The following is a 17086-nucleotide window of genomic DNA, read 5'->3' as shown; positions in this document are numbered from 1 at the left end:
TCATGGCCATTGTGTTTTCCACGCAGCTGTATCGTCGCGCTGCCCTGCACGTGTCGCTGTTGGCTTCCGGCCTGTTGCCACCGTGCCTTGCGCACGCGCAGACCGATCTGACCGGCAGCTCGCGGCTGCTGGGTGACCATACCGAGATCACCGTGGGCGCGGCAGCGGTTGCGGCGCCGCGCTATGCCGGCGCCGAGCGCGCCCGCGTGCAGGCCAACCCGGTGCTGGTGGTCCAGCGTGGGATGCTGTTCTTCGATACCGCGCGTGGCGCGGGGCTGCAATTCCAGAGCGACTCCGGCTTCTATGCGTCGCAATCGATGTATTACGACCTGGGCCGGCTGCAACGCGACAACGACTGGCGTGCGGGTTCGCGGCTGTTGGCCGGCATGGGCGACGTGCCGGGATCGGTCACGGCGCGCACGCTGGTGATGCAGCAGATCACCCCGTACCTCAACGTCAATGCGGAAGCCGAATTCGCGCTCAAGGACGATGCGCGGCGCAATCGCTATCGCGCCGGGATGGAGTTCACCCTGCTGCACAGCGCCAGCGACACGGTGACGCTGGATCTGGACGTGCATGCCGGTGACCGTCGTTTCAATCAGGCGTACTTCGGTGTCACCGATGCGCAGGCGGCACGCTCGGGCTTGCAGGGCTTCAATGCAGGGTCCGGTGTCTATGCCGCTGCGGTGGGGAGCAGCTGGACGCACTCGCTCGGCGATCACTGGGCCACCACGGTGGGCGTGACCGGAACACGTTATGCCGACAACGCTGAGGACAGCCCACTGGTTGTACGCCGCAGTTTCGTCAGCGGCACGGTTGCAGTGACCTATAGCCGCTGAGCGGCGCATGGCAGGGGAGAGCGTGATGAAGGATTTTTTTCGCAGCATGGCGTGGTGCGTTCTGTCGCTCGTGCTGGCCGGTTGCAGCCAAGCGGATGCACCGGCTGCCGAGACACCGCGGGCGGTCAAGCTGGAGCGCTTCGGTGCCGGCCACGACGGCTGGCTGCAGGTGCCGGCGATGGTGCGTCAGCAACAGCGCGCCGAGTTGGCATTCGAAAGCGGCGGACGCATCGCCGCCGTGCTGGTGGATGTGGGCGATCGCGTGCAGAAAGGGCAGGTACTGGCACGTCTGGATGCCGAGCCGCTGCAGCTGCGCCAGCAGCAGGCCGACGCGAACCTGCGTGCAGCGATGGCACAGTCTGGCGAGCGGCAGCTGCAACTGCGCCAGCAGCAGGCCATGTTCGACGATGGCGCCAGCTCTGCGGCCACGCTGACCGCCGCACGTGCGGCGGCGGATGCGGCAAGCGCGCAGCTGCAGGTGGCAAAGGCCGACCTGGCGCTTGCGCGCCGCGCATCGCGTCTGGGCGAGTTGCGCGCACCGTTCGATGGCAGTGTGATCGCACGCCTGCAGCAACCGCAGGCCGATGTGGCGGCGGGGCAGGCGGTGCTGCAGGTGGAAGGGCAGGCGCATCTGCAATTGCTGGCCAATCTGCCGCCTGTTGTTGCCGCCGGGCTGACGCCAGGGCAAACCGTGCAGGCCACACTGGCCGACGAGCCTGCGGTGCCGCTGACGTTGCGACTGCGCAGCCTGTCCAGCCGCCTGGATAACGGCGCCACTGCGTTGGCGATTCTTGAGGTGGTGCGCGCGCCACACGCGTTGCGCAGCGGCGGCAGCGTCCTGCTGCAATTGCCTGCACATGCCGCAGGCGCGCCCAGCGTGCCGCTGTCGGCGGTATTGCCCAGGCTCAATCGTCAACAGGCCAGCGTGTTCGTGTATCGGCCGGCACAACGGATCGTGGTCGAGCGTGCGGTCGAGCTCGGGTCGATCGTCGGCGGCCGGATCCAGGTCCAGCGCGGATTGCAGGCAGGCGAACAGGTGGTCAGCACGGGCGTGGGCTTCTTGATCGATGGCCAGCCGGTGATACCGTTTCAGGCGCAGACGCAGCTGGGCGGAGTGCCGGCGCCATGATGCTGACCCGGATGGCGATGACGTCGAGCCGGCTGACGTTGTTTGCGGCAGTGATGATCCTGGTTGGCGGCATCGGGGCGTTTCTCGGCTTTCCCTCGCAGGAAGAACCGTCGGTCACCGTCCGCGACACCGTCGTGTCGGCCTCGTTTCCGGGCATGCCCAGCGAGCAGGTGGAAACCCTGTTGGCGCGCCCGATCGAAGAGCGCTTGCGCGAACTGGCCGGCATCAAGCGCATCGTGACCACGGTGCGGCCCGGCAACGCGATCGTGCAGCTGACCGCCTACGACGACGTGCAGGATCTGCCGGCGTTGTGGCAGCGCGTGCGCGCCAAGGCGACCGAGGCCGGTGCGCAGCTGCCTGCGGGAACGCTCGGGCCATTGATCGACGACGACTTCGGCCGGGTGTCGGTGGCCTCGATTGCGGTGACGGCGCCGGGCTTTTCGATGAGCGAGATGCGTGCGCCGCTGCGGCGCATGCGCGAGCAGCTGTACACCTTGCCGGGCGTGGAGCAGGTGAGGTTGTACGGGCTGCAGGACGAGCGTGTCTACGTGGCGTTCGATCGCGCGCGGCTGCTGGCTACCGGCCTGAGCCCGGCCGGCGTGATGGCGCAGTTGCGCTCGCAGAATGTGGTGGCCTCCGGCGGGCAGACGACGGTGTCGGGGCTGGCGATGACGGTTGCGACTTCCGGTGAGATACGCACGCCTGCGCAGTTGCAGAACCTGCTGCTGACCTTGCCGACAGCTGACGCCACCGGCGCGCGCGAGGTGACCTTGGGCGAGCTGGCGCAGGTGCAGGTGATGCCGGCCGACCCGCCGGAAAGCGCGGCCGTCTACCAGGGCCAGCCAGCGGTGGTGGTGTCGGTGGCGATGAAGCCTGGCAGCAACATCGCCGAGTTCGGTAAAACGCTGCGCGCCAAGCTGGACGAGACCGCGCACCAGCTACCCGCAGGGTTCGCGCAACACGTGGTCACCTTCCAGGCCGACGTGGTCGAGCGCGAGATGGACAAGATGCACCACGTCATGGGCGAAACCATTGTCATCGTCATGGCCGTGGTGATGCTGTTTTTGGGCTGGCGCACCGGCTTGATCGTCGGCGCGATCGTGCCGCTGACCATCTTCGCCTCGCTGATCGTGATGCGTGTGCTGAGCGTGGAACTGCAGACGGTATCGATCGCGGCGATCATCCTGGCGCTGGGCCTGCTGGTGGACAACGGCATCGTCATTGCCGAAGACATCGAGCGCCGCCTGGTTGCCGGGGAAGAGCGACGTCAGGCGTGCATCGCTGCCGGCCGCACCCTGGCCACCCCGTTGCTGACCTCCTCGTTGGTGATCGTGCTGGCGTTCTCGCCGTTCTTCTTCGGCCAGACCAGCACCAACGAATACCTGCGCTCGCTGGCGACCGTGCTCGGCGTGACCTTGCTGGGGTCGTGGCTGCTCAGCATCACGGTGACGCCGCTGTTGTGCATGTATTTCGCCAAGGTGCACGTCGCGCACAGCAGCGAGCAGGGGCCGTCGCGGTTCTATCGCGGCTACCGCTGCCTCATCGAGCGCGTGCTGATGCACGAGACGCTGTTCATCGCCGGCATGGTGGCGATGCTGGCGGTGGCGGTCACGGTGCTGGTGTCGATTCCTTACGATTTCCTGCCCAAGTCCGATCGTCTGCAGTTCCAGATGCCGGTGACCTTGCAGGCGGGCACAGATTCGCGTGAAACCCTGCGCACGGTGAGCGAGTTGAGCCGTTGGTTGGCCGATCGCCGCGCCAACCCGGAAGTTGCCGACAGCATCGGCTATGTCGCCGACGGCGGCCCGCGCATCGTCTTGGGCCTGAATCCACCATTGCCGGCGGCCAATATGGCGTATTTCACCGTGAGCGTGCGGCCTGGCACCGACATCGATGCAGTCATTGCACGGGTACGCGCGCATGTCCGCAGCGCCTTCCCCGCGGTACGCGCCGAACCGAAGCGGTTTTCGCTGGGCGCGACCGAAGCCGGGATGGCGGTGTATCGGGTGGTCGGCCCCGACGAAGCGGTACTGCGCAGCAGTGCGGTGGCCATTGCAAAGGCGCTGCGCGCAGTGCCGGGCACCGTGGATGTACAGGACGACTGGCAGGCGCGTATTCCACGCTACGTGGTGCAGGTGGACCAGCTCAGGGCGCGGCGTGCCGGCGTGAGCAGCGAAGATGTCGCCCAAGCGCTGCAGGCACGCTACAGCGGCGTGGACGCCTCGTTGCTGCGCGACGACGGCAGCTCGGCAGCGATCGTATTGCGTGGCAGTGCGCAGGAGCGCGCCGCCGGTGGCACGCCCGGCGACACCCTGGTGTACCCGCAAGCCGGTGGTGCGCCGGTGCCGCTGGCGGCGGTGGCCACGGTGCTGCGCGACAGCGAGCCTTCGGCGATCCAGCGGCGCAACCTGAGTCGAGCGATCACGGTCACCGCACGCAATCCAGGGTTGACCGCGACCGACATCGTCGAGCGGCTGTCGGCGCCGATGGCCGCGCTCAAGCTGCCGCCCGGCTATCGGCTGGAGATCGGTGGCGAGCTGGAGGATTCTGCAGAGGCCAATCAGGCCCTGCTGCAGTACATGCCGCACGCACTGGGCGCCATCCTGCTGCTGTTCGTGTGGCAGTTCAACTCGTTCCGCAAGCTGTTCATCGTGATGTCGGCGGTGCCGTTCGTGCTGATCGGTGCGGCATTGGCGCTGGTGATCACCGGGTATCCGTTCGGCTTCATGGCCACCTTCGGCTTGCTGGCGCTGGCCGGGATCATCGTCAACAACGCGGTACTGCTGCTGGAGCGCATCGAGGCCGAACTGGCCGATGGCCTGCCGCGCCGCGAAGCGGTGGTCACTGCAGCGGTCAAGCGCCTGCGTCCGATCGTGATGACCAAGCTCACCTGCATCGTCGGCCTGATCCCGCTGATGCTGTTCGCAGGCCCGCTGTGGACCGGCATGGCCATCACCATGATCGGAGGCCTGGCGCTGGGCACCTTGGTAACGCTGGGCTTGATTCCGATCCTGTACGACGTGCTGTTCGGCCTGCACCTGCCGGGGCGTGGAGCGGATGCGGCGTAAATCAGGGTCGGCAAAGGTGTTCGGTGGCGTGCGCTGGACGGTGCTGGCACCGCGGTCTGCGGCATCGTCCATCATCGGTCGGGCAACATGTCGCAGCGTGCTGCATGCAGCGGTTGTGCGGGCAGGTTGCTGCGCCGTTGGCGCCTGACCGTGCCACTGCGATGCAGGCGCGGCCTGCGCGCGCCATACTTGGCGTCGAAACAGGCGACCAAGACCCGATGACCAAGGCCAAGAAGAAAGCTGCGCAGCAGGTGGCGCCCGCGCCCGCGCCGGTGTATCAGCTGCATGTTTCGCTGGTGGATAGCGCACCGTTGATCTGGCGGCGCGTGCTGGTGCCGGGGGCGCTGCGCCTGGCCACGCTGCATCGCGTGCTGCAACCGGTGATGGGCTGGAACGCTGCGCATCCTTACGAATTCGACCTGGGCGGCGGCCGCTACGGCGAGTCCGGGCTGGATGTTCCGGACCGACCGCGGCTCAAGCATGCGGCCCGTGCCACGCTGGAAAGCGCAGTGGGCGAGCTGGAGCGGTTCGACTATTTCTACGGTCGCGGCGAGGGCTGGCAGCACCGCGTCCAGGTCGAGGCGATCCTGCCGCCTGATGCGGGCTTGCGCGCAGCGCGTTGCGTGGATGGTGCCAATGCCTGCCCTCCGGACAGCAGCGAAGGAATCGACAGTTACCAGGCGTTGCTGCAGATCATCGCCGACCCGGATCATGCGCAACACGTGCAGGAGCTGGCCACCCTGGGGGGGCGCCTGGATCCAGGCCGTTTCGAGCTGGACGAGATCAATCGTTTGCTTGCGCGTGTTCGCGACTGACGCCTCCTGACCTGCCGTGTTATCCAGGCCATGCATGGCCTTGGCAGTCCGATGCGACGGACCCGCTTGCCCGTCGCGTGCATGGCAGCCTGCCGTGCACGCGATGATGCACACGTCCAACGCCAGCGCCACTGCAGCTTGACGCGCGATCAGCTAGCCTGATCGCCCGGTGTTTCCCGAAAGTGTCTGCAATGTTCCGCTGGTTCGAGTCCCTGATCGATATCTTCCCGCCCATCGAGCGGGAGATGCCGCCCCGCAGTGTGTGGCGTTTCTATCTGCATTATCTGCGGCCGTTATGGCCGATCCTGCTGGCCACGCTGATCGCCGGACTGTTGCTGGCCTTGGTGGAAGTGGCGATGTTCGACTTCCTCGGGCGCATCGTGGACATGCTGGCCGAGCGGCCCGGGGCGGACTTCTTCCGCCGTCATGCCGGCGAACTGCTCTGGATGGCGGCGATCACGCTGGTGGCGCGGCCGCTGTTCACCGGGCTGCACAATCTGCTGGTCAACCAGGCGATCGTGCCGGGCCTGAGCAACCGCTCGCGTTGGTTGATGCACAACTACGTGGTGCGGCAGAGCCTGGGCTTTTTCAACAACGATTTCGCCGGGCGCATCGCCAACCGGGTGATGCAGACCGGTACCTCGTTGCGCGAGTCGGCGGTGCAGATGGTCGATGCGCTCTGGTACATCGTGGTCTATACCGGCAGCGCGCTGTGGTTGTTCGCGCAGGCCGACCCCTGGCTGATGGCGCCGCTGCTGATCTGGCTGGTGGTGTATGTCGGGTTGATGGCGTTCTTCGTGCCGCGCATGAAGGCGCGCGCCTGGGTGGCATCGGATGCGCGCTCCAAGGCGACCGGACGCATCGTCGATGGCTACACCAATATTTCCACGCTCAAGCTGTTCGCCCATGCCGGCCGCGAACAAGCCTATGTGCGCGACGCGATCGACGAACTGGCGGTCAAGCATCGCAGGCAGACGCGCGTGACCACGGCGATGGACACCGCCATTGCCGTTGCTAACGGCTTCCTGATCGTCGGCACCTGCGCACTGGCGCTGTGGCTGTGGAGCCGCGGGCAGATCAGCGTGGGCGCGATCACCCTGGCCACGGGTCTGGTGATCCGCATCCACAACATGTCCGGCTGGATCATGTGGACGGTCAACGGCATCTTCGAAGACATCGGCAGCGTGCAGGACGGCATGCAGACCATTTCGCAGCCGGTGCTGGTGCAGGACGCGTCCGATGCGGTGCCGCTGCAGGTGACACAGGGGCAGGTGCAGTTCGAGCACATCCATTTCCATTACGGCAAGCGCGGCGGGGTGATCGCCGGGCTGGACCTGCAGGTGCGTGCCGGCGAAAAGATCGGCCTGGTCGGGCCATCGGGTGCCGGCAAGTCGACCCTGGTCAACGTACTGCTGCGCCTGTACGACCTGGAGCAGGGACGCATCCTCATCGACGGGCAGGACATCGCCCAGGTCACCCAGGAAAGCCTGCGCGGGCAGATCGGCCTGGTGACCCAGGACACCTCGCTATTGCATCGGTCGATCCGCGACAACCTGCTGTATGGCCGGCCGCAGGCCAGCGATGCGCAGATGCTGGACGCGGTGCGCAAGGCGCGCGCGGACGGCTTCATCGACACGCTGGTCGATGGCGAAGGTCGACGCGGCTTCGATGCCTATGTGGGCGAACGCGGGGTCAAGTTGTCAGGCGGTCAACGGCAGCGCATCGCCATTGCGCGCGTGTTGTTGAAGGACGCACCGATCCTGATCCTGGACGAGGCCACCTCGGCGCTGGATTCGGAAGTGGAAGCGGCGATCCAGGACAGCCTGGACGCGTTGATGGGCAACAAGACGGTGATTGCGATTGCGCACCGGCTGTCCACCATCGCGCGCATGGACCGGCTGGTGGTGATGGACGCCGGACGCATCGTCGAGACCGGCACGCATGCGCAATTGATCGCACAGGGCGGGCTGTATGCACGCCTGTGGGCGCGGCAGACCGGCGGGTTTGTGGCGGCGGATGGGTGATGAGGTTGGTTGGGGGATTGTTTAAAAACGGCAGCAACGGCGTTGGCAAGCCCGCTCTCCTGTGGGAGAGGGGTTGGGGTGAGGGTACGGGGCGAAGCCGCTCGCTGGTTCAGCCATACGAGGCTTCGCCCGCACCTTCATCCGCCCTTTCGGGGCACCTTCTCCCGCGCGCGGGAGAAGGAACATGCATCAAACCAGGCAGTAGCCGCTCTCCCGCGCGGGGGAGAAGGATCGATCACTCGATCGGCTGGTCCAGCATCAACTCGCGCGCAAAGCGCACCGGCGGCGCACCGTAGGACAGCATCTTGTCGTGGTAGGCCTTCAGGTTGAAGTCCTTGCCCAATTTGTCCTGCACCGCCTTGCGTGTATCCAGGTGTTCCTGCACGCCGACGAAGTAGGTCGGCAGCTGCGCCGACGACAGCTGCGCACGCACCCACTTGCCCGAGGCTTCGCTTTCCTGCTGGAAGGTGTCGTGGGTCATCAGATGCATCGCCTTGTCGCGATCCCAACCGTCCACATGCACGCCCTGGTCGAGGATGGCGTTGGCGATGGTGCGCAGGTAGAACTTGAGCTGCACCAGGTGGAACAGCGGGTCGTTCTCCAGATAGCCCTGCTCCTGCATCATGCGTTCGGTGTACACCGCCCAGCCTTCTGCGAACATGCCCGAGCGCAGCACCGCACGTAGCGTGGAGGGGAACTTGGCCGAGTGCCAGCCTTCCAGGTAATGGCCCGGCGTGCCCTCGTGGATGCTGAGCAGATGGATCATGCGGGTGTTGTACTCGCGCAGGAACGAATCGACCTGCTGGTCGTTCCAGTCCTCGGGTATCGGCGAGACCGCGTAGAAGGTCTTGAGATTCTTGTCGAGCGGGCCGGGCGAATCGCAATACGCCACCGCCACGCCACGCTGGAATTCCGGCATCAGGATGATGTCCACCGGTGAATCCGGCAGCGTCATCAAATCCTTCTGGCGCACGAATTCGGTGGATTGCGCCAGCGCCGCCTTGGCGTCGTCCACCACCTTGTCGCGCGCGGGTTTGTCGGCATAGGCCAGTTCCAGCGCGGCTTCGATCGCAGCCTGCTGCTGGTCGTCGCTGGGCGAGGCGGGCAGCTTCGGTGCGCCCGGCTTGTCCTTGAGCACGGTACGCGCGATGTCGTACATCTGGCTGCGCACGCGTTTGAGTTCGGACTCCGCACGCTGTTTGATGTCGGCGCGCGACAGCGACGACAGCAGCGCGAATTTCAGCTTCTGATCGTACTTGTCCGCACCGACGCGGAAGTCGCCCTTGGCATTGGGCACCAGCACGGTGTCCAGCCAGGTCTGTTGCTCGGTCACGGCCTTGCGCAGGTTGTCGATGGCCGCCTGCGCGCGCGCCGCTTCGATCGGGCCGAGCTGGCTGATGTTGGGCGCGATGAAGGTATCGACGATGCTCAGGATGCCCTTGTTCTGCTTGGCCACCGTCTCGGCGTGGATCCTGGGCACGCGCGCCGGGTCCAGGTTGGCGCGCGCCTGGGCGAAGATGCTGGGGATCTTTTCCATGCGCTGGGTGGCCGACGCCAGCCGCTCGGGCAGCGGCGCGAACTCGCGCGCCATCAGGCCGTACAACGCGCTGCCGGCCAGGCCGTTGTAGACCTGCGGGTCCCAGGCCCAGCTCTGCAGGACCTCGGTGTTCCAGAGTTCCGACTGCAGCTGGTTACGCAGGATCGCCGCATCGACCTGGTTCTCGCGCGACAGCTTGGCGACGTCGATCGCATCCAGCTCGCTCAGCAGCTTCTTGCCTGCCTCCAGGCTGCGCTGGCGCCCGGCGGTGCTGAGATCGTCGATCTGCGTATCGAAGCGGTGATCGCCGGTCTGGGTGGCGGTGACCGGCGACAGCTGCATCCAGGTGTCCAGGGCTTGTTTGGACAGCGCGGCAAAACGCGCATCCGGGGTCTGCGCATCGTGCGCACCGGCGGGCGGCGCGGTATCGGCGCGCGGCGATTCGGGCTGCTGCTGGCAGGCACTCAGGCCGGCGATCAGGGCGAGGACAAGCAGGCGTTGACGCATGGTGGGTCCTGGTGGAGTCAATCTGCCAGCATAGGCAACTGCGCGGTTGTCCGCATCCGCCATTGGTTTAGAGTGGCGGTCGACGCGGTGCGTCGCGCGCCAAGCGGGTGCGGCCGGCATGCTGAATCGGCCGGTCTGCGGCACAGGCCCTGGCTGGCGCCTGGCCCGCCTTCATGTCGCCACCGTATGCCTGTTGCACGCCACAGCGAGGTGGCGCATTCCAAGGAGGAACACCATGTTGTATGCCGGTAGCTGTCATTGCGGACGCATCGCCTTCGAGCTGGAGACCGATGCCCCGATCACCGAGGTCTACGACTGCAATTGCTCGCTGTGCCGCCGTCGGGGTGGCCTGCTCTGGTTCGGCACGCGTACCCAGCTGCGCCTGCAGGCGAACCCGGACGCGGTCGGCACCTACCGCTTCAATCGCCACCATATCGATCATCATCATTGCCCGCAGTGCGGCATTGCGCCCTTCAGCGAGGGGGCCAACCCCAAGACCGGCGAAGCCAGCGTGGCGGTCAACGTACGTTGCCTGCCCGCGCTGGATCTGGCCACCTTGAACGTGCAAACGGTCGACGGAGCCAGCCGATGAGGCGCGGCATGCGCTGGCCCGGCATCGCGCTGCTGGTCGGCTGGGCGCTGTGCGGGTGTGCGCGGCCTCAGGGGGAGATGGCCGCAGATGGCGGTGCCCCGGCGCCGCCAGCGCCGCCAGCCGCACAAGGCGATGCGCTTGCGTACGAACACGATGTGCGGATCGAGTTGCCCGCCGATCAGATCGGCCAGCGCATCGCGGCCGTGCGCACTGCGTGCCAGAGCGCGCAGTTCGGCACCTGCGCACTGTTGGCGGTGGAACAGGATGGCGGACGCGAGCCCAGCGGCAGCGTTCGCGTGCGCACGGTGCCCGATGGCGTCGAGCCATTGGTGCAACTGGCCGGCCAGCACGGAGAGGTCGCGGCACGCAGCACGCGCGCCGAGGATCTGGCCCAGCAGATTGCCGATACCGGCCTGGCGCAGGCACGTCTTCAAAAGGAGCACGCGCGCCTGCTGGAGTTGCAGCAGCGCCGCGATCTGGCGGTAAGCGATCTGCTTGCGTTGTCCAAGCGCCTGGCCGAGATCGAAGCCCAGGCGCAGCAGACCCAGCAGGAGTCAGCGCAGCAGCAACGCCGTATCCGCACGCAGTTACTGACGCTCAACTTCCGCAGTACGGGTGGGGAACAGGGCAGAAGCGAGATCGCGCAGGCCACTGCCGAGTTCGGGCAGGTGTTCTCCTCCAGCGTGGCATTCGTGATCCGTGCGGTCGCGGCGTTGCTGCCAGTGGCGCTGCTGGCGGCGATCGCCGGCTGGCTGCTGTTGCAGGCGTGGCGCTGGCGCGCGCGGCAGCGCAGGACGTCCTGACCTGCGCACGGCTGGGCGGCCCAGCCGCGTTGGCAGCATGTTGTGGCCAGCAGCGTGCGCCCTCGAACGCACCGCTGCCTGGAATGCGGCGGTGCCTGCATAGTGCAGGGCGCAGCAAGCCATGCGATCTGGCAAGAGGGCAGGCCGACTGCAGGCGTCGATCGATACTACAGTCGCGCCCAACGCAAGCTCAGCCTTCGTCGAACTCGTACTCGACAAAAACGTCCAGCTGCAATGCCAGTTCCTGCACCGCGTCGCGCACCTTTTGCGCGGTGGCGTCGTTGCCGGCTTCCACTTCGAACTCGTGGCTGCCCGGACCTTCGTCGTCGGACAGGCCGGCCGAGCTGGAATCGTCGTCGTCCAGATGCGGCATCAGATCGTCCACTTCTTCGACGTGCTCGATGCCTTCGATGCTCTGCAGCAGGTTGGCGATGGCACGCGCGTCGTCGTCGGTGCCGGTGATACGCATGCGAAGAGTCGGCATGGGAGAGCTTCCTTGGATTGGGGACCCAAAGCCTAGGCAGCCGTCAGGCAAGATCGGGTGATGGCTGCGTGCGCCGGCCGCTCACGGGCGCCGCGCGGTTGCCTGTGTCGCAGTGGTATCCAATACCGGCACCAGCAGGGCCTGGGCGGCAGTGCGCAGCAGCGCCGGTGCGATGTAGCGATGGTGCACGCCGTCCACCAAGGCCATGTAGATGCGGCCAAAGCGGTTGCGGCAGGCCACGCGCGTCTCCAGGCTGAGCTCCACACCGCCATCCTCCAGTACTTCCACGCCGACGCTGCTGCGAAACACCAGGTGGCGGTCGTCGGCGCCCAGCAACACCTGCACGCGTCGATCCAGTGGCGCAGTGTCTTGCGCAAGTACCGGGAATCGCCCTGCGAACAGGCAGTCGCGCTGTGCCGACAGCAACGAAGACACCGGGCAGCCCAGCGGAGATGTCCGCAACTGCAGCGGCGCCACCAGCGCATTGCGCAGCCGCATCAACCAGGTGACGCCGCGTGGCGCGCGCTCGGTGAACCCCTCCAGCAGCAAGGCCATCAAGGTGTGCGCACCGCGTTGACGCAACTGATGCGGCTGCAGGCGCAGGCGTACGCTGTCCTGATGATCGAAGCCTTGCAGGTGCCGGGTCAGCAGCGAGCCGGGCTTGGGTTGGGCATGCACGCTGACCTGCGCCAGCTGCGGTGCCAGCGCAACAAACCCCACCGGCCGACGCAGCCGGCTCACTGCCTGGCGCAGCCTGCCGCTGAGCGAGCGCAGCCGGCCGCACCAGGCAAACCTGCTGCTGCCTGGCGATGCGGCCAGCGACAGACGCACGGTGGGGATCTGCAGCGCACGCGCCTGCGCCGAGGCCAGTAGCCCGAGCACCGCCTCGGGCAGCGTTTCGGTGAGCGTGGCGATATCGGCAGTGCCGGACAGCACGCGTGCGCGCACCGCATCGCTCAAGTCGCCGCCGGCCTCATCGCTGTGGCAGGACAATGCGAAAAATGCCGGGTGTGCGGCTTGCGCTTTGAGCGGTGCGAACTGATGCCAGGTGCCGCCGCCAAAGCGCACGGTGAACAGACAGTCGGCCGGCAGATCGATATGCCGCAACGCGGCCAGGAAGTGCTGCGGATCCTGTTCGATCTGTTCCATCGAGGCGGTGCAGAAGCGCAGTTGCGCGCCACTGCTGCCGGTGATGGCGGTGAACATGCGATGGCCGGCGTGGCGATGGAACGGGTGGCCGTTGGCGCCCACCGCAAACGAGAACAGCGCGGTCGATTCGCCGTGCGCAAAGTCGGTGCCGGCCAGGCGTGCCGATGGCTCGTCCAGCGCATCGTGAAAACTGGGATGCGCGCGCTGGCGGCGACAGGCCTGTTCGATCAACGGGTTGCCTGCGCCCACGCCCAGCTGTGCGATCAGCGTGACCTCCACCGGCAGACCGCCGCTGTAGGACTCCAGACGGACTGACGGAAAACCTGCGTGTGCATCGGCAGGGCGTTGCTGGGGCGTGCTGAACATCGGCATGAGTCCTTTGCGGCCGGAGGAGGGTCAGGAGGTCTTCTTGGTCAGGGCTCGCGCCTTGCGCTTGAGCGGCGCCGAGGCCGGGCAGACTTCGAAGGCAAAGCTGCTGAGCGTGTTGACCATGTTGTCCGGGGTGAGCCGATAGACCACGAACTGGCCGCGCCGCTCGCTGGACACCAGCCCGGCGCTTTCCAGTACCGACAGATGCCGTGAGATGGCCGGCGCGCTCATTTCGAACAACTGCCCGATCTGGCCGGCGGTGAGTTCCTGGTCTGCCAGGCACGCCAGCATCTTGCGGCGGGGCTGGGAGGCGAGGGCTTCGAAGATGCGGTCGATGGACATAAGGGCTTAAGTAATTAACGAATTAGCTAATTAATTGATTTTGTGGCGGCCGATGTCAAGTGTTTTTTCCGGGGCTGCGCCGCCCGTCCACGGCCGGATGCAGCTGGCGCCCGTCGCGAGCCTTGCCGTGATTGGCGATGGGGGTGATGTCGACGGCGAGCGCGCAAGGGATCTGCCAGCGTTGCGATGCAGGCCGCTGCCGGTTGCTGACGCTGGAGTGTGTTGTCGTGCGCCTGTCGCACTGGCATGCCGCATCGGTCCGCCAGCACCTGCGCGCAGGTCGCGCACCGCGCTTACGTCATGCAGGCCAGCGAAGCCCGGCCAGCAACATCGCAGTGGTCAAGCCAGCCGCCTCAGGCACGAGGCATTGCCATCAGTTCTGCCGGCAATGCAGGCATCGGGGTACGTTCGTCCAGGGCTTCGCGTTTGAGCCAGTCGATGAACAACGCTGCCGCCGGGCTGGGCTCGCGGTGGCTGGGGTGCACGATGTAATACGCGTAGCGGGCCTTGAGCGTGGGGCCTGGCAGCCGCACCAGTTCGTAGCGTTGCAGGTAGGGCTGGGCGATGTGCTTGCGTGCCAGCACCGCGCCCAGGCCGTAGACCGCCGCGCGCATCGCATCGGTGCTGTCGTTGAAGGTATGCATCGGTGGCAGCGTGGTGCCGCGCACCTGGGCGGCGCGAAACCAGTCGCGCCAGCCCTGCGGCGACATGTCACTCAGCAGCGGCAGCTGGGCGATCTGCGCCGGTGTGCGCAGTGCCGCCACTTCCGGCAACGAAGGCGAGGCCACCGGGAACAACTCATCGTCCATCAAATGCTGCGAGGTCAGTCCGGGCCATGCGCCTTGCCCATACCGAATGCCCAGTTCGGGGCCGCCTTCTTCGAAACGCGAAAACGCCGGGTCCGATTGCAGGTCCAGGCGGATGTGCGGATGGGCGCGGCAAAAGCGCGGCAGCCGCGGCAACAGCCAGCAGTATGACAGCGAGCGCAGCGTGGTCACGCGTAGCGGGATGGCGTCTTCGCGCGGGTGCAGGTTGCCGGCCACCGCGGCGATCTCGGCCAGGGCGGCGGTGGCGGCGTCGGCCAGCTGGCGGCCTTCGGCGGTGAGTTTGACCCCGCGCGGCAGCCGCTGAAACAAGGTGACGCCCAGCAACGCTTCGAGCTTGCGCACGTGGTGACTGACCGCGCTGGCGGTGAGATGCAGTTCTTCGGCCGCATGCGCAAAATTTTGGTGGCGCGCGGCGGCGGCGAACACGCCCAGCGCGGGCAACAGGGTCGGGCGCAGATTCATCGAGACATGAGTCAGATTTGTGGCTGACCGCGATACTACGCGCTTGTCGCGCCCGCAGTGGCAGCCGATGCTGCGCCATCCCGTTGCGATGATCGTGCCATGCCCAGCTGTCTGCCCGCGCTTGTCTGCTGCCGTTTCAGTACCGCACGGCATGGTGCCGGAGCACGCCCATGAGTGCGCACTCGTCGACGCAGCCGGTCGGTGCGACGCGCGAATGGCGGACCCCGCTGGAGCTGGGTTTTCTTGGCATCGTATGGGGCTGCTCGTTCCTGTTCATGCGCGTGGCGGCGCCCAAGTTCGGCACGGTGGCCCTGGTGGAAATCCGCCTGGCACTGGGTGCGGCGGTGCTGCTGCCGTTTTTGTGGCTGGCGCGCGACCGCTTCCCCTTGCACCGTTGGCCGATGCTGGCCGCGATCGGCGTGTTGAACTCCGCCCTGCCGTTCTTGCTGTTCGCGTGGGGCGCGCAGCACGCGCCGGCCGCCGTCGGTGCGATCTGCAATGCGATGACGGTGTTGTTCACCGCCTTGATCGCGTTCCTGTTCTTTGGCGAACGCATCGGCACGCGGCGCGCGCTGGCCTTGCTGGTCGGATTCATCGGCGTGCTGGTGCTGGCGACCGGCAAATCGGCCGGGTTGAGCGTGGGACCGGCGGCATTGGCAGGGGCGACCGCCTCGCTGCTGTACGGCATCGGCTACAACCTGGTGAAGCGCCACATGGGCGACCTGCCACCGGCCGCATCGGCGGCCTCCACGCTGGGCTGCAGTGCGTTGCTGCTGGCGCCGTTGGCCTGGCTGCAGTGGCCGACCACGCCGGTGCCGGCAGTGGCCTGGGTCTGCGCGACCGCGTTGGGCGTGGTCTGCACCGGGTTGGCGTTCCTGATGTATTACCGCTTGATCCAACGCATCGGCCCGGCGCGTGCATCCACCGTGACCTACCTGGTGCCGGTGTTCGGTGCGCTGCTGGCGTGGTCGCTGCTGGGCGAACCGCTGACCTGGACCATGTTGCTGGCCGCGGTGCTGATCCTGGGCAGCGTCGCCTTCAGCCAGCGCGCGCGCTGAGCACGCGCGCCTCGCTCTTGCGATTCCCGATTCCCGATTCCCGATTCCCGAATCCCGAATCCCGAATCAACCAGCAGGCGGCGCCCGCACCGGCAACGGCACATTGCACAGATCGATATGCCCGGCCGGGCGCTTGTAGAAATCGTCCCTGCGATTGCGGCGTGCTTCGGCCACGTCGCGGAAGGTCTGGCTGTCGGTGCGCAGCAGTTGCAGTGGCGTGCGCTCGGGCACCGGCACCTCGCTGGCCAGGCGGATCGCACGGATCGGCGAGCGCTGCGCGGGGTCTTCGTAGAAGCCCATCGGGTCGGGGCCGCGCGGGATCACGCTGAGCAATTCCATGCCCTTGACCACGCGTCCGACCACGGTGATGTTGCGATCCAGCTGCCGCGGCGACTGCCCGGTGACCACATACAGCTCGGCGCCGATGCTGCTGTCTTCGTCGTTGTTGCGGCCTGCGCCCAGCGTGCCGTAGCAATGCGCCAGCCAGGCTTTGCCGCTGGCGCTGTCGCGGCCTGCCGGGAAGCCCTCGACAAAACCGACCTGCGGCGCCCAGCCATCGCTATCGGGCAGGCGCTGGAAATCCAGGCCCTGCGCCGGGCGTTCGAATTCGGCCGGCAGATGCGTCTTGGCCGAGCCCAGGGATCTTGCCTTGCCGGGCGTCTCGCCGTCGGGGTCGCCGAACTGCACCACGAAATTGTCCTGCGAGCGGTAGATGCTCAGCCCGTCCCAGAAGCGCTCGTGGGCCAGCGTGCGGATGTTGCCCACGTGCTCGGGCGCAAACTGCGGCGCCAGCTCGATGATGACCCGCCCGCCATCCAGCTCCAGGTACAGCGTGCGATCGGGGTCTAGCACGCGCCACGCGTCGGCCGGCGAGCTGTCCAGGATCTGTTGCGGACTGCGATAGGCCGCGTGGGCGGTAGCGGGCAAGACCAGAGCGAGCAGGCAGGCAGAAACAACAGTGCGCAGCAGCATGAAGGCAACCAGCGAGGAGAGGTGCCTGATTCTTGACCAAGGCGCGCAAGGACGCAAAGCGGCGATTCGCACATCGCGACGTCGCCGTACTACGCGGGCGTCATGTCGG

The 17086-nt window shown here is 66.7% G+C and carries 14 protein-coding genes; 8 read left to right on the top strand and 6 right to left on the bottom strand.

Features of this window, described 5'->3' with window-relative positions:
• Positions 1 to 2 precede the first annotated feature (2 nt).
• From VZ068_RS13845 to VZ068_RS13825, 5 genes are all read left to right on the top strand, one after another.
• Entirely contained in the window at positions 3 to 839 is an 837-nt protein-coding gene (locus VZ068_RS13845) for a MipA/OmpV family protein (RefSeq protein ID WP_326521101.1), read from the top strand.
• Positions 840 to 864: 25 nt separating this feature from the next.
• On the top strand, positions 865 to 1968 hold the full coding sequence (locus VZ068_RS13840) for an efflux RND transporter periplasmic adaptor subunit (RefSeq protein ID WP_259151391.1): 1104 nt from the start codon (positions 865 to 867) through the stop codon (positions 1966 to 1968).
• A complete protein-coding gene (locus VZ068_RS13835; RefSeq protein ID WP_349655616.1) occupies positions 1965 to 5036 on the top strand; it encodes an efflux RND transporter permease subunit in 3072 nt (1023 codons plus the stop codon). The genes VZ068_RS13840 and VZ068_RS13835 overlap by 4 nt, the downstream gene beginning before the upstream one ends.
• Before the next feature lie 218 nt (positions 5037 to 5254).
• On the top strand, positions 5255 to 5851 hold the full coding sequence (locus VZ068_RS13830; protein WP_259161125.1) for a plasmid pRiA4b ORF-3 family protein: 597 nt from the start codon (positions 5255 to 5257) through the stop codon (positions 5849 to 5851).
• A gap of 191 nt (positions 5852 to 6042) precedes the next feature.
• Entirely contained in the window at positions 6043 to 7875 is a 1833-nt protein-coding gene (locus tag VZ068_RS13825) for an ABC transporter ATP-binding protein (RefSeq protein WP_349657713.1), read from the top strand.
• A 235-nt stretch (positions 7876 to 8110) separates the two neighbouring features.
• Here the strand turns inward: VZ068_RS13825 and VZ068_RS13820 are convergent, their stop codons facing one another.
• Complete coding sequence (locus tag VZ068_RS13820; protein WP_259161124.1) at positions 8111 to 9919, bottom strand: DUF885 domain-containing protein; 1809 nt, start codon at positions 9917 to 9919, stop codon at positions 8111 to 8113.
• 235 nt (positions 9920 to 10154) lie between these two features.
• On the opposite strand from VZ068_RS13820, the gene VZ068_RS13815 reads away from it, so the two are divergent.
• Both VZ068_RS13815 and VZ068_RS13810 read left to right on the top strand, forming a co-directional pair.
• Entirely contained in the window at positions 10155 to 10511 is a 357-nt protein-coding gene (locus VZ068_RS13815) for a GFA family protein (RefSeq protein WP_349655615.1), read from the top strand.
• Positions 10508 to 11314 carry a DUF4349 domain-containing protein gene (locus VZ068_RS13810; protein ID WP_259161123.1) on the top strand — a complete coding sequence of 269 codons (807 nt, stop codon included), beginning with the start codon at positions 10508 to 10510 and terminating at the stop codon, positions 11312 to 11314. Before VZ068_RS13815 ends, VZ068_RS13810 begins: the two co-directional genes overlap by 4 nt.
• Positions 11315 to 11504: 190 nt before the next feature.
• Here VZ068_RS13810 and VZ068_RS13805 read toward each other — a convergent pair whose 3' ends face one another.
• The 4 genes from VZ068_RS13805 to VZ068_RS13790 form a co-directional block, all read right to left on the bottom strand.
• On the bottom strand, positions 11505 to 11798 hold the full coding sequence (locus tag VZ068_RS13805; RefSeq protein ID WP_005994696.1) for a hypothetical protein: 294 nt from the start codon (positions 11796 to 11798) through the stop codon (positions 11505 to 11507).
• Positions 11799 to 11879: 81 nt separating this feature from the next.
• Positions 11880 to 13313, bottom strand: coding sequence for a DUF2867 domain-containing protein (locus VZ068_RS13800; protein WP_349655614.1), 1434 nt, complete (start codon positions 13311 to 13313; stop codon positions 11880 to 11882).
• Between the two features lie 30 nt (positions 13314 to 13343).
• Positions 13344 to 13658: a metalloregulator ArsR/SmtB family transcription factor gene (locus VZ068_RS13795; RefSeq protein ID WP_024939743.1), complete on the bottom strand. Its 315-nt coding sequence runs from the start codon at positions 13656 to 13658 to the stop codon at positions 13344 to 13346.
• 353 nt (positions 13659 to 14011) lie between these two features.
• Complete coding sequence (locus tag VZ068_RS13790; RefSeq protein WP_349655613.1) at positions 14012 to 14947, bottom strand: LysR substrate-binding domain-containing protein; 936 nt, start codon at positions 14945 to 14947, stop codon at positions 14012 to 14014.
• Positions 14948 to 15117: 170 nt separating this feature from the next.
• Here VZ068_RS13790 and VZ068_RS13785 point away from each other — a divergent pair, with 170 nt between their 5' ends.
• Positions 15118 to 16005 (top strand): DMT family transporter, encoded by an 888-nt coding sequence (locus VZ068_RS13785; RefSeq protein WP_259161120.1) that lies wholly within the window; start codon positions 15118 to 15120, stop codon positions 16003 to 16005.
• Positions 16006 to 16071: 66 nt separating this feature from the next.
• Here VZ068_RS13785 and VZ068_RS13780 read toward each other — a convergent pair whose 3' ends face one another.
• Positions 16072 to 17043: a peptidylprolyl isomerase gene (locus VZ068_RS13780; protein ID WP_259152486.1), complete on the bottom strand. Its 972-nt coding sequence runs from the start codon at positions 17041 to 17043 to the stop codon at positions 16072 to 16074.
• Positions 17044 to 17086 lie beyond the last annotated feature (43 nt).

The sequence above is a fragment of the Xanthomonas sp. 10-10 genome, from assembly GCF_040182365.1.
Classification (GTDB): domain Bacteria; phylum Pseudomonadota; class Gammaproteobacteria; order Xanthomonadales; family Xanthomonadaceae; genus Xanthomonas; species Xanthomonas arboricola_F.
The sequence above is the reverse complement of the archived record's forward strand: the minus strand, read 5'-3'. Positions and strand labels throughout refer to the sequence as shown.